12 protein-coding genes are annotated in these 13,294 nt (G+C 57.6%); 9 read left to right on the forward strand and 3 right to left on the reverse strand.

Going from position 1 to position 13,294, the window contains the following annotated elements:
• Positions 1 to 53 precede the first annotated feature (53 nt).
• Genes NKI32_RS26555 through NKI32_RS26580 form a run of 6 tightly spaced genes read left to right on the forward strand, consistent with a single transcriptional unit; the run spans position 54 to position 6,108 of the window.
• Positions 54 to 950 (forward strand): MurR/RpiR family transcriptional regulator, encoded by an 897-nt coding sequence (locus NKI32_RS26555; RefSeq protein WP_353004354.1) that lies wholly within the window; start codon positions 54 to 56, stop codon positions 948 to 950.
• Positions 947 to 2,047 (forward strand): aromatic ring-hydroxylating oxygenase subunit alpha, encoded by a 1,101-nt coding sequence (locus tag NKI32_RS26560; RefSeq protein WP_353004356.1) that lies wholly within the window; start codon positions 947 to 949, stop codon positions 2,045 to 2,047. Before NKI32_RS26555 ends, NKI32_RS26560 begins: the two co-directional genes overlap by 4 nt.
• Entirely contained in the window at positions 2,040 to 3,491 is a 1,452-nt protein-coding gene (locus tag NKI32_RS26565) for an aldehyde dehydrogenase family protein (RefSeq protein ID WP_353004358.1), read from the forward strand. The genes NKI32_RS26560 and NKI32_RS26565 overlap by 8 nt, the downstream gene beginning before the upstream one ends.
• 12 nt (positions 3,492 to 3,503) lie before the next feature.
• Positions 3,504 to 3,884, forward strand: coding sequence for a carboxymuconolactone decarboxylase family protein (locus NKI32_RS26570; protein WP_353004360.1), 381 nt, complete (start codon positions 3,504 to 3,506; stop codon positions 3,882 to 3,884).
• On the forward strand, positions 3,881 to 4,987 hold the full coding sequence (locus tag NKI32_RS26575; protein ID WP_353004362.1) for a mandelate racemase/muconate lactonizing enzyme family protein: 1,107 nt from the start codon (positions 3,881 to 3,883) through the stop codon (positions 4,985 to 4,987). The genes NKI32_RS26570 and NKI32_RS26575 overlap by 4 nt, the downstream gene beginning before the upstream one ends.
• Positions 4,988 to 5,001: 14 nt before the next feature.
• Positions 5,002 to 6,108, forward strand: a complete 1,107-nt coding sequence (locus NKI32_RS26580) for an alcohol dehydrogenase family protein (RefSeq protein WP_353004364.1) — start codon at positions 5,002 to 5,004, stop codon at positions 6,106 to 6,108.
• Positions 6,109 to 6,165: 57 nt separating this feature from the next.
• On the opposite strand, the gene NKI32_RS26585 is transcribed toward NKI32_RS26580, so the two are convergent.
• The 3 genes from NKI32_RS26585 to NKI32_RS26595 are packed head-to-tail and all read right to left on the reverse strand — an operon-like array spanning position 6,166 to position 9,669.
• A complete protein-coding gene (locus NKI32_RS26585) occupies positions 6,166 to 7,818 on the reverse strand; it encodes an ABC transporter ATP-binding protein (protein WP_353004366.1) in 1,653 nt (550 codons plus the stop codon).
• Positions 7,805 to 8,716: an ABC transporter permease gene (locus tag NKI32_RS26590; RefSeq protein ID WP_353004368.1), complete on the reverse strand. Its 912-nt coding sequence runs from the start codon at positions 8,714 to 8,716 to the stop codon at positions 7,805 to 7,807. Before NKI32_RS26590 ends, NKI32_RS26585 begins: the two co-directional genes overlap by 14 nt.
• Positions 8,713 to 9,669, reverse strand: coding sequence for an ABC transporter permease (locus NKI32_RS26595; protein WP_353004370.1), 957 nt, complete (start codon positions 9,667 to 9,669; stop codon positions 8,713 to 8,715). The genes NKI32_RS26590 and NKI32_RS26595 overlap by 4 nt, the downstream gene beginning before the upstream one ends.
• A gap of 202 nt (positions 9,670 to 9,871) precedes the next feature.
• On the opposite strand from NKI32_RS26595, the gene NKI32_RS26600 reads away from it, so the two are divergent.
• The 3 genes from NKI32_RS26600 (at position 9,872) to NKI32_RS26610 (ending at position 13,228) form a co-directional block, all read left to right on the forward strand.
• Entirely contained in the window at positions 9,872 to 11,425 is a 1,554-nt protein-coding gene (locus tag NKI32_RS26600) for an ABC transporter substrate-binding protein (protein ID WP_353004372.1), read from the forward strand.
• Between the two features lie 1,141 nt (positions 11,426 to 12,566).
• Complete coding sequence (fdxB, locus tag NKI32_RS26605) at positions 12,567 to 12,884, forward strand: ferredoxin III, nif-specific (protein WP_353004374.1); 318 nt, start codon at positions 12,567 to 12,569, stop codon at positions 12,882 to 12,884.
• Positions 12,885 to 12,949: 65 nt separating this feature from the next.
• Entirely contained in the window at positions 12,950 to 13,228 is a 279-nt protein-coding gene (locus NKI32_RS26610) for an exopolysaccharide production repressor protein (RefSeq protein ID WP_353004429.1), read from the forward strand.
• Positions 13,229 to 13,294: the final 66 nt, after the last annotated feature.

A 13,294-nucleotide genomic window follows, 5' to 3' on the forward strand; every position in this document is an offset into this window, starting at 1 on the left:
CTGCCTGTAGACAGGGCTATCGAACAAGTGTACGATTGTCAAGGATGAAACACATGACTGTACCAAAAGTAAAAACGGCCACAATGGTTCTCGACGCTCTGACGAGCCGGCTATCTACGTTCACTCCCGAGTTACAGAAGGCAGCTGCCCACGTGCTCGAGAATTCGAACATGATCAGCATCACTTCGATTAGAAGCATGGCGCAAGGCGCGGACGTAAAGCCCAATACGTTGGTGCGAATGGCGCGCGCGCTTGGTTTTGAGGGCTACGAGGATTTTCGAAAACCCTTTCGCGAGCAAGTGATGCGCGGGCGCGAGGATTTTCCTGACCGGGCCCGCTGGCTGCAGTCGCTATCCAAAGGCGGAAAACTGGCCAGCCTCTACAGCCAGATGGCATCGACGTCGATCGAGAATATCGAAGGTCTATTTTCGGGAACGAGCGCCACCGAGATCAAGCAACTCGCGGATGCCATTGTAAAGGCGCGCACCACCTACGTCTTGGGCTTGGGCTTTGCCAGTTCGGTTGCCCGAAATTTCGCCTATCTGGCAAGCATGGCAGTGGACAGCGTCGTTGCCATTCCACGCGAGGGATCCCTCCCTGTGGACGGGTTGGTCCGCGCCGAGAAGGGCGATCTCCTGATAGCGATGACGTTCAAGCCGTACCGGCGCGAGGTTGTCGAGGCCGTGGAATTGGCCCGCGCCTATGGCATCAAGGTCGTTGGCATCTCGGACAGTCCGGCATCGCCTATCCTGGCCCGCGCCGACCAACGTTTCGTCATCCCGACCGACACACCACAGTTTTTCCCGTCGACCGTGGCCTTGACGGCGCTTTTTGAAACGATCGTTGCTTTCGTGGTGGCTGAAGCGGCGGCCGATGCAGTCAATAATATCGAGCGGTTTCATAAGCGCCGCTACGAGCTTGGTGTCTATTGGAAAGAGGAACCACGATGAACGTTTCGTCCGAGCCGCCGAAACCCCTGCGATCGCTGGAAGCGCGCTACTATACCGACCCAACCATCTTTGCCAAGGAAGAAGACGGACTGCTGAGCCGGACGTGGCAATTCGCAGGCCACTCCTCTTTGGTGGAGAAACCTGGCGACTACTTCACCTTTGAGCTCGCAGGGCAGAGCCTGTTTTGCATTCGCGACAGAGATAGCCAGGTCCGCGCATTTTACAATGTATGCCAGCATCGCGCGCACGAACTGGTACGGGGAAGCGGGAACGCTCGGCTTCTGGTATGCCCCTACCATGCTTGGACCTATGAACTCACGGGCAAGCTGCGAGGCGGGCCTAACGTCAATGCCGTCCCAGGGTTTGATCGCAACGACATCTGTCTGACGAGCCTGAAAGTCGAACTGTTTTGCGGATTCGTTTTTGTCAATCTCGACCCGCACGCCAAACCGATAGATGAATGGTTCCCAAAAGTTCGCGAGGAGCTGACGGAATTTGTCCCTCACATTGACCAGTTGAAGCCTCTGGAATGGGTCGAGATTCCGGAAAGCTGCAACTGGAAGGTATCGATCGAGAATTATTCCGAATGCTACCACTGTGCTCTGAACCATAAGACATTTGCCACCGGTGTTATAAAGCCCGAAACATATGACATCCAGCCTCAGGGCTATTGTCTGCGTCATACTACCGAATGCCAGAATCTCGACCGGATGAGTTATCCCATTGACCTCACCGCCAATGCGCGTGCTGGAGAATATTCTTCCTGGTTTCTCTGGCCGACATTTTCCTTTCAGGTTTATCCCGGCAATATTCTCAACACCTATCACTGGCGCATCAAGAATGTCGACGAAGTCGTCGTCTGGCGTGGTTGGTACACGATCGACGGAGCCGAGTCCGACATCATCCGAAAATTGGCGATCCAGGACAGGGCGACAACCGTCGAAGAGGATATCCATATCGTCGAGGCCGTCCAGCGCGGCTTGCACAGTCGCGGGTACAGACCGGGTCCGCTCGTTGTCGATCCGAAGTGCGGTGTGAACTCCGAGCACTCGGTACGAATCTTGCAGCAGTGGATGCGTGAAGGCGTCGATGTCTGAGATCAAGGCCTATTGGAAGAACTACGTAGATGGTGAGTGGGTCGACGGCGGTGCGGGCAATCTCACCGTTGATGATCCTGCAACTGGAGAGGCGCTTGCGCAGCAAGCCATGGCGAGCGCGCAAGACGTTGATCGCGCCGTAAAGGCCGCCAAGGCCTGTCATGAGTCCGGCGCGCTGACAGAAATGCGCCCCGTCAAGCGGGGGCGAATGGTGCGGGCGATGGGCACCTATCTGCTCGATCATATCGATGAGATTGCCTATGTCCTATGCCGCGAAGCGGGCAAACCGCTTTGGGAGGCCCACATGGAGGTGGAAGGAGCGGCTCGATATTTCGAGTACTATGGCAATCAGTGCGAAACGATCGAAGGTCGTTCCATACCCCTCGGAGACAGCTACTACGATTTCACGGTCTACGAACCGTTCGGCGTATCCGCGCATGTGGTCCCCTGGAACTATCCACTCGAGATGACCGCACGTTCGTTGTCGGCGGCTCTGACAGCAGGCAACGCGTGCGTCGTAAAGACGCCTGAACTCGACCCTCTGACCAATTCGTTCATCGCAAGCGCCGCCGAGTACGCGGGGCTGCCGCGGGGGGCGGTGAACATTCTATGCGGCTTGGGCCGCGAGGCGGGCGAGTCTCTCGTTAGCCATCCCGACGTAAATCAGATCGTTTTCACCGGCTCGGTTCCGACAGGGATCAGTATCGCGTCGGCCGCCGCAAAAAATGTGGTTCCATGTGTGCTTGAACTGGGCGGCAAATCCGCCGCGATCGCTTGGCCGGACGCGAACCTGGACAACCTTGTGTCGAATGTTCGTTGGGGGATCTTCTTCAACGCGGGCCAGGTGTGTTCAGCTATGTCTCGCCTGATCGTGCATGAGGACGTGCACCACGAAGTGGTTGAGCGAGTTGCGAACATGGCGCGCTCCATTTCAGCAGGTCCTGGCGCCGATAGGCCCGAATTCGGTCCCAACATGGGCGCCATGATTTCGGACTCGCAGCGCAATCGAGCTGAATCCATGTGCCAGCAAGCCGGGCGGCAGGGGGGGCGTGCGGTTGTCGGTGGCAGGCGCCTCAACCGTCCAGGATTTTTCTTGGAGCCGACCGTGTTTGACAACATAACGCCGGATATGTCGATCGCACGGGAGGAAGTCTTTGGGCCTGTTCTCTCGGTTTTGAAGTTCGGCACTGACGACGAGGCGGTGCGCTTGGCGAACGGTACCGATTATGGCTTGGTCTCAGGCATCTTTACGTCAGATGTCGATCGCGCAATGAAGACCGCCCGGCGCTTAAGAGCTGGACAGGTGTTCGTCAATGAGTGGTATGCCGGCGGCGTCGAGACACCCTTTGGCGGCTACGGCAAATCGGGCTACGGCCGTGAAAAAGGCCGAGAGGCACTTTGGAACTACCTTCAAACCAAAAACATCGCGATTGCCATCCGGTAAAGGAGAACTCCATTGCAACAGGATTTGTTTGACGTCGGCCTTGCCAAGCGCAAGGCGACGTTAGGAGCGAAGTACGTCGATGCCAATCTTGCTGCGGCTGATGATTTCACCCGGCCCTTTCAAGAAGCGATGACCGCTTGGTGCTGGGGTTTCGGTTGGGGAGATGAATCGATCGATGCGAAAACGCGATCGCTGATGAACCTCGCCATGATCGGCGCTTTGGGCAAAATGCATGAATGGGAAACCCATTGCCGCGGCGCCATTACCAATGGCGTATCAATGAACGAAATCCGAGCTGTTATCCACGTTGTCGGCATCTATTGCGGCGTTCCCCAAGCGCTCGAGTGCTTTCGCGTTGCCCGCAAAGTGTTGCAGGAGCAAGGGATGCTATGAAGATCACCAGTATAACGGTCTGGCAGGTAGACCTGCCTCTTTCTAAGCCATATTGGCTATCGGGAGGACGGCTTCGGTTCGATAAGCTCGACAGCACGTTCGTCCGGATCGATACCGATGAGGGCATCTCGGGGTGGGGTGAAGGATGCCCCTGGGGCAATACCTATCTACCCGCCCATGGGCCCGGTATTCGCGCTGGAATTGGAACGCTGGCGCCCTCTCTATTGGGGCAGAATCCTTGCGCTCTCGACGCCATCAATCGAACGATGGACGTTGCCTTGCCTGGCCACCTCTACGTAAAATCGGCACTCGACATGGCGTGCTGGGACATACTGGGGCGCGTTTCTGGAATGCCTCTTTGGCGGTTGCTTGGAGGCGACAAAGCCGATCCGGTTGCCGTCAACTCGTCTATTTCCACCGGATCGAACGATGAGATGATCGCGCTTATCCGTCAGGCCTACGAGCATGGCTATCGGACGCATTCGGCGAAGGTTGGTGGCAGTGACCCTGTCGTTGACATCTCAAGAATCGAGGCAATCGAAGCGGCTTTGCGTCCAGACGAAACTGTCACATATGACGTAAACCGCGCGTGGCTTCCTGCCGTCGCCGTTCAAGTCTTGAACAATGTCGCCTTGCGTGGATGGGTTGAGCAGCCTTGCGAAACCCTTGCGCAATGCGCGCAAGTGGCAAGCCGGGTCAAGCAGCCTATTATGCTTGATGAGTGCCTGCATACCTTCCAGGATCATCTTGATGCGTGGAAGCTCGGTGCGTGCGAGGGCGTGAAGGTGAAGCCTAATCGCGTCGGCGGCCTGACGAAGGCAAGGCAAATTCGCGACTTCGGCGTGTCTGTCGGCTGGCAGATGCATTTGGAGGATCTTGGGGGATCCGCCCTGGCCGACACGGCAGCCATACACCTTGCGTCATCCACCCCGCGCGAAAACAGGCTCGCGAGCTGGCTTTGTCATCACCACCTGGCCGTCGATCCTGTTCCAGGTCAAGGGGCGCGGAACGTCAAAGGCTATGCCACGCCCCCCTCGGCGCCTGGCTTGGGAGTGAGCCCCGACGCCGACCGGCTTGGGACACCAGTGTCGACGTTCCATTAATTCGGGAAATCCGCATGAGCTCAAAATCCGTAATGCGTGCCGTTGTACTTACTGGCCACGGCGGGCTGGATAAACTCGACTATCGTGAAGATTGGCCCATTCCGGTGCCGGCCGATGGGCAGGTTCTGATCAGAGTCGGTGCCTGTGGTTTGAACAACACGGACATCAACACTCGCACGGCCTGGTACTCCAAATCGGTGACAGACGGAATTACGCCATCGACCGGCAGCGATGGCTTTGCCGATGCTCGATCGGAGGAAGGAAGCTGGGGTGGTGCGCCGGTTCGGTTCCCTTTGATCCAGGGCGCTGACGTCGCTGGCACCATCGTTGGTGTCGGTGAGGGGGTGGATCCCGCGCGTGTTGGTGAGCGGGTTATTGTGGATCCCTGGTTGCTTGGCACCGGTGATTGGATGGACCTTGCCAATGCGATCTATTTTGGATCGGAGTGCGATGGCGGTTTTGCCGAATATACGGTGATACGCTCCGGCAATGCGCTGCGTATCAACACCGACCTTTCCGATGCCGAGCTTGCAACATTCCCCTGCGCGTACACGACGGCCGAGAACCTGGTGGCGCGAACGGATCTTCGTCCCGGTGAGACAGTGGTGATCGCGGGAGCTTCGGGCGGAGTCGGGTCGGCCGCGGTGCAGCTGAGTCGGCTGCGCGGAGCGCGGGTTGTTGCTATAGCGAGCCCGTCGAAGGTGGCCCGCCTTAGAGAACTTGGCGCATATGCGATAGTCGATCGAAACACACCTGCTCTGTCTGAGGCAATCCGATCGGCGGTAGGCGGCCAGGTCGATGTCGCGATTGACGTCGTCGGAGGCAAGATTTTCAGTCATCTCATTGAGGCTTTACGCCAAGGAGGACGGTATTCCAGCTCCGGCGCCATTTCAGGGCCTACCGTCGAGTTCGATTTGCGACAGCTCATCTACAAGGATCTGCAGCTCACTGGCGCAACCATCGTGCCACCTGGCACGGCTAGGCGTCTCGTAGGCCTCATCGAGCAGGGACTGCTGAAGCCACTTCTGGCAGCGCAGTACCCTCTGCGAGAGCTCCCCCAAGCACAGCAGGCGTTTATGAATAAACAGCACGTCGGGAACATCGTGGTCACCACGCACTAGCCGCGAGTCTCCAACGGGCTATCGGCCCCTGTAACTTAAGCCGCCGCCTGAAGCCTGTCAGGCTAGGCTGATCGTTCTGGCTAGCGCTGCACGGGTCTCTTGGATCGAGTCCAACCATTCCGGGTCCATCTGCGGAACCGAGGTTAGCAGGAGCTGCGTGTAAGGATGATGTGGAGGGGCGAAGAACTCATCCTTCGGGCCTTGCTCAACGATGAGCCCTTGATTCATCACAACGACTTCGTCTGCGATAGCTCTAACGGTCTGCAAGTCGTGCGTGATGAACAGATATGAAACTCCGAGATTCTTTTGCAGGTCCATCAGCAGCCTAAGGATGCCCTGCGCCACCGATTGGTCGAGGGCCGATGTTACCTCATCACAAATTATCAGATCGGGCTTCGCGGATAACGCCCGCGCGATGCACAGACGCTGTTTCTGGCCACCTGAGAGCTCTTCAGGAAAGCGATCCAGAAAAGTGGGATCGAGCTCGATCTGCTCAAGCAGCTGAATCATGCGTGCCGTGCGAAGCCGGCCTGTGAGCCCGTGATAGAAGGCCAATGGCCGCCCAAGTACCTCCCGCACGCGGTGGCGCGGATTCAACGATGTGTCGGGCGTTTGGTGAACAAGCTGGATGCGCCGCCGCAAATCTAGGCTGCGGCGTTTGAGCGAGGAATTAATCGCTTTGCCATCGAACAAAAGGGTACCTTTGCTGCACGGCAGCAGGCCGGTGACGACGCGAGCGAGCGTTGATTTTCCCGAGCCCGATTCACCCACCACCGCTACCGTGGTGCCCTCCCCTACGGAGAGGCTGACGTCATGGAGTACCTTTATCGAGCCGTAAGCGGCATCCACGGAGGAGACGGTTAGGATCTTTCGACTTGCGGTCGTTGTGTCGCTTTTTGGAGGATCACGCCTCAGTAGCTGGCGCGTATAGTCGGCCGAAGGCTGCTCCAAGATCTGGCGGGTGTTGCCTTCTTCTACCAGCTCGCCGTGCCGGAGCACCATGATGCGATCGGCGAGCTGGGCGACAACCGCAAGATCATGGGTGATATAGATCGCCGCGGTGTGGAAGTCGCGGACAACATCCTTGATCGCTGCCAGCACCTCGATTTGGGTGGTCACGTCAAGGGCGGTTGTGGGCTCGTCGAAGACGGTGATATCCGGCTTGCAAGCCAACGCCATCGCCACCATCGCCCTTTGCAACTGGCCACCGGAGACCTGGTGCGGGAAGCGCTCGCCGAAAGTGCCCGGATCAGGCAGATGCAGCTTCCGATAAAGCTCGACCGCCTGAGCGCGCGCCGACGCAGCATCGCTAACACCGTGAACGACGGCTACTTCGGTGTATTGATCGATAAGCCTATGCGCTGGATTGAAGGCTGCTGCCGCCGACTGAGCGACGTAAGCGATCCTAACGCCTCGGAGACGCCGCAACTCTGCCTCGGAAAGCTCACTTAAATCTCCTCCAGCGAATAGGATGGTCCCATCCGTGATCCGGCAACCAGGTTTAACATATCCGAGTGCTGCAAGCCCTATCGTCGACTTGCCGGCGCCGGATTCGCCGATAAGACCAAGTATCTCACCGCGTCGCAGCGTGAGATCAATCCCTTTGACGATCTCGGCCCAACCGGCTTTGCTTTTGGCACCGATTCGAAGGCCTCTCACATCCAGTATGACGTCGCCTTTGGTGCCGCGGACGCCATCAAGTTTTGTCATCTAAACCGCTCGATTCGTGCAGAAACCAATCCACCAGAAAATTTACCCCGACCGTCAGAAGGGCAATGGCGGCGGCGGGCATCAGTGGGGTGATATCACCGTAGGTGATGAGAATTGCGTTGTCCCTCACCATGGAGCCCCAGTCTGCAGTGGGTGGCTGCAGGCCGATGCCCAAAAACGAAAGGGAGCTGATCAGGAGAAAAACGAAGCAAAAGCGCAAACCGAACTCGGCCACGAGCGGAGGCAAAATGTTCGGTAACACCTCACGCCAGAGTATCCAGATCAGTCCCTCCCCCCGCAGGCGCGCTACCTCGACATAATCCATCACCGCGATGTTCATTCCAGCCGCGCGCGCCAGGCGAAAGACCCGCGTCGCGTCGAGCACGGCAATAATCGAGACCAACGAAGTTATCGACGCACCGAAAATCGTAAGCAGCAGCAAGGCGAAAATCAGCTGTGGGACTGCCATGAGGATGTCTACCAGTCGCGCAAGAACCTGGTCGACCCATCCGCCGACGACAGCCGCGACAAGCCCCGCGCTGCCGCCAATGAGAAAGGCAAGCGATGTCGTCAAAAAAGCGATGCCGACGGTGTTTCGTGCGCCGTATATTAGTCGCGACAGCGTGTCCCGACCTAGATTGTCAGTGCCCAGTAGATGCTGGACGGTCCACGAATCGAACTGTGAACCGACCACCTGGCCTTCCCCGTATGGGGCGATCACGGACGCAAATATCGCCACCACCACATAGATGGTCACGATGACGAGACCGAACCAGGCGCTTAGAGGCGCCTGGCAAAGGCCTTCGAGCAACGCTCTAAAGCGCCCGGAATCCTGATGATGAGGTCCGTCGGTCGGGGCTATTCCCGGGCGCGGGGAAAGATCAGCTGGAGTGCTCATTTGGGATACATAAGCCTCGGATTCGTCGCACTCGCCAACACATCGGCGAACATGTTCAGCAAGATGTAGGTGGATGCAAATATTAGGCTGCAGGCTTGAACGACCGTAATATCGCGGCGTTGAACGGAGTCGATCATCAGCTGCCCGAGCCCAGGATAGACGAACACGACTTCGACCACGACAACGCCTACGATCAGGTAGGCGAGATCGATCACCACGACGTTGATAATCGGTGCTAGGGCATTGGGCAGCGCATGCCACACAATGACTCGCCGCTGGCCAATGCCCTTCAGCTTTGCCATCTCTATAAACGGGCTGCCCAGAACGCTGATAATTGCCGCACGCGTCATGCGCATCATATGGGCGGTGACGACTAGAGTGAGCGTCAGTGCTGGCAACGTCACCAAGTAGAGGGAATGGGTAAAGCTGTCGCTGTCTCTCATCGTTGACAGGCTGGGAAACCAGCCCGCCTGGACGGAGAAGAACATGATCAGGATGTAGGCCACGAAAAACTCGGGAAACGAGATCCAGGTGAGTGTAATCGCGTTCGTCAAGCGGTCGAAGACCGACCCGCGATAAAGCGCGGTGAGCAACCCTAAAAGCAACGACACCGGAACGGAGAAGCAGGCCGCAACGCCGGCCAGAAACAAGGTATTGCCCAGCCGCTCACCTATCAACTGTGAGACGGCACGCCCGTTTGCGAGGGAGTGTCCGAGATCCCCGGTAACCAATCCGCCGAGCCAGTGCACATATCTAATGTGAAGGGGCAGATCGAGCCCCAGTTCGTGTCGAAAGGCGGCAACCGTTTCAGGGAGGGCTGATTGGCCCAGGATTTCGGTCGCCACATCTCCGGGAAGCAGCGACACCCCGAGGAAGATAAAAAGCGACACCACCCATAGGACAAAAATTCCCAGGGCGAAGCGCTTGATGATCAGCTTTGGAATGTTTCCCAATGGTCCCTCCGCCCACAGTCATGGCACAAATGTTTTTGTATGGACAGCTTAATAAAACAATCGTACCTTCGTCAATCAGCGGACGGTCGGAGAAAACGAATAAGTCGGGAAGGACCTCCGTTGGAATGCACATCAAAGCGCTGCTGTTCTTCGCCCCCATAACAGCGGTGAGACAGGGTGGGGTATAAACGGGAGATTTTCCATGAATGGTCACCTGTCTTGGCGTCCAACACGGCGGACCTTGCTAGTCGCCGGCGCCGCGGCGGTTGCAGGCGTCAGCTTGCGCGGCGGCCCGGCTTTAGCCTCGACCCCCAAGCGGGGAGGGACTTTACGCATAGGCTATTCCCAAGGCGGGACCACCGACAGCCTTGACCCCATGTCCTACTTTTCCGATCCTCACTATGCCTGTGGGTGGCTTTTCGGAAACAATCTAGTCGAGCTCGCGCCGGACAAGAGCCCAGTTCCGGAGTTAGCTGAGAGCTGGGAGTCCAGCAAAGACGCCAAGACGTGGAGGTTCAAGCTGCGCAAGGGCGTGGAATTCACGAACGGCAAGAAGCTGACTTCAGCCGATGTGGTCTACTCTCTGAAAAGGCATACCGCAGCTGACTCCAAGTCGGCGGCAAAGGGCCTCCTTGAGGATTTTGCAGACATCCGCGCCGACGGGGACAACGTCGTTGTCATTGAACACAAAACCGGTGACGTTGACGTCCCTGTTATTCTCGGCGATTTCCACCTTCAGATCGTACCCGAGGGGTTCAAAGACTGGACCACGTTTATTGGGACGGGACCCTATATCCTCAACAAATTCCAGCCGGGTGTAACGCTTAGCGCCCATCGCAATCCGAACTACTGGAAAGCCGATCGCGCCTGGTTCGATGGCGTGGAATTCACCTATATCAATGACGCTACAGCTCGGGCTAACGCCCTAACGACAGGCGCTGTCGACGCGGTTGATCGGATCGAGCCGAAGATCGTTCAGTTGGTAAAGCGAAACAAGCAGCTGAAAATCGTGGAGATGGTGGGCGGCACCTACGTCGGTAGCGCCATGGACATCAGCAACAAGCCGTATTCGGACAACAATGTCCGCGAGGCGATTAAATACGCAATTGACCGCGAAAAGCTGGTGGCCAGCATCTTCTCGGGCTTCGCGGAAGTCGGCAACGACCAGCCGATCGCGAGCAACGACCCGTTTTTCAACAAGTCCTTGCCGCAACGCAAGTACGATCCGGACAAGGCGAAGTGGCATTTGAAGCGGGCCGGGCTCTCGTCGATCAATGTGGAACTTAGTGCTGCGGACGCCGCCTTTGGGGGCGCTGTCGATTCAGCTGTTCTTATGACCGAGCAAGCGCGAGCCGCAGGTATCAACCTCGCCGTCAAGCGAGAACCAGACGATGGATATTGGTCCAACATCTGGATGAAGCGGCCGTACTTCACGACTTATTGGGGTACACGGCCCACGCCCGGAATAATGTTCTCGCTTGCGTTCAAGTGCAATGCTCCCTGGAATGAAACGAGGTGGTGCAACGACCGCTTCAGCCAAATGCTGCAAAGCGCCCGCACGGAGCTCGACGTGGACAAGCGTCGATCGATGTATGAGGAAATGCAGGCGATCTGCAGCCAGGACGGCGGCAATTGCATCTTCGCGTTTCCTGCTACGTTGGACGGCTACAGCACGAAGGTCGATGGCGTCGGTTCTGATCTCGTTCGCTCAATGGCGGGCTCCCGTTTGGCCGAGCGGGCTTGGTTCACGGAGTAAGAGACGGGCTAGCGACCAGTCACCTCGGGGAATGTATTCCGGAAAACCTGAGATACTGTGACATCGGTATTGGCTGCTGGCGAGCGCCGGAAAATCGGCAGCGCGGTGCTCGCGCAGCACGCAGTCCCCACGTAGTGCTTATGGCAACCGCAGGACGGCCGCATCTTCAGCGTTTTCACCGGTCCGGCCCAACCGGCGTGGCGACCTAGTGGCCTCTGGCCGGCCATTCCGACCAGGCTCAATTTGCATGTGGCGGTCTCTGTAAGGCCTATGACAGAGACAGAACGCCAAAGCAGCGTCCGGGAGAGTTCGCCGGGTCGGCACATGCCGACACTTCTCTGCCTTGTCCGCCACGATCATCATCCTCGATCTGACGGCCGGTCTGGCGAGCCGCAGTTGGATCGGCTTCGTCATGAACAACTCCCATGGACCAGCGTCGCCCGGGCCACGGCTTTCTGACCGAAACGCGTGATGTTTGTCCAAAACCTGACAAGGGGCCTAAATGTCGGCTTCAATACAACCGGCCATCTTCGCATTCGAGGCTTTCTAGCGATTCGTGCGCTTACTGCCCGCTGAGCGCGCTGGCACGGCGTTTGCGGATTGTGATGCGGCAACACTGCTAGCCCGACTTCAACGTCACGAGAAAACAGCGCCGTGCGAACTTGTCATCGGAGATCTCGATCCGGACGTGCTGTGGAGGTTCGACATGTTTGCAGCGCCGTAGGGCCTGCGATCGAGGAGCGCTCCGGCCTGATGACTGCCGATCATGAGGATGCAACCCATGTCGCTTCCGGGCGTGGTGGGTCGCTCTGTCGAGACATCCACCGGTTCGGCTTCGAGACGTTCAGGAAGCTCGCGCAGGCCGTACGAAGCGGGCGAGGATGCGACTGCACTCCTTGAAGCCTATCCCGACGTGGCACGGGCGTGAAGAAACCGATATCCTGGAAGAATCTATGTCAAAGCTAGATGGGATAGGCAAGAAAGTCCGAAAGCTTCAGCTGAACGCGGCAGTTTCCAAGATAAATTTGCGCGACCTTGCAGAAGCTCCGGACGGGAGGCAGAGGAACTTGCAAGGAAACGTCGCCCTTTTTGCCGAGTTGGATGGCGCCAAGAGAGAGCTCGCTGCAATGAAGAAGTTACGATGACGAGCACATCCACCACCCGCGACGGCTCCGGATGGATGCCGGAATATCTCACCGCTATTGACGGCACGACCTGCATCGGTTGCGGCCGCTGTTTCAAAGTCTGCTCTCGGGAGGTCATGCATCTTTACGGCGTTGATGACGCCGGTGAAATCCTTGGCGTCTGCGATGGCGAAGAGGACGACTTCGACGGCGAGCTCAATCGGATGATCATGGTGGTCGACCATGCCGGCCGCTGCATTGGCTGCGGAGCCTGCGCCCGCGTCTGCGCGAAAAACTGCCAGACCCATGTTGCGGCCGACCAGCTCGCAGCATGATCTGAGAGGCAAAAAACAGGAGAACGGCGTTGCCCTTCAAAATCTTTTGTCGCGTTCTGGGGCTGGTGTTGTGTAGCACCGCACTGACTGTCTACTTCGCTTCTCATTCAATCGCCACAATAGTCGTCACGACGCTGACTTGTTCGCTCTTCCTTCAGCTGGCCTATTTCGCAAGTGTGCTCATTCTAATCTGGCGGCCTAGCTGCGTTAGCCGAAGGGCTGAGCATTTTGGCAGTTGCAAGGAAGTTGGATCCGAGCCGCCAAAACCTCATGAGGCGACGAATGAATCTGCAGATTTGCCCCAGTGCGATCAAATCCTGGCTATGTCGCTGCTGCTGCCTTGATGTGCCATGACAAGGTCAGCGCTCGTAGCACCGCTTGAACAAAGCTCAAACACTGAGCAGCTGTCA

Origin of the sequence: Mesorhizobium sp. M0761 (assembly GCF_040320205.1) — a bacterium.
Taxonomy (GTDB): Bacteria; Pseudomonadota; Alphaproteobacteria; order Rhizobiales; family Rhizobiaceae; genus Mesorhizobium.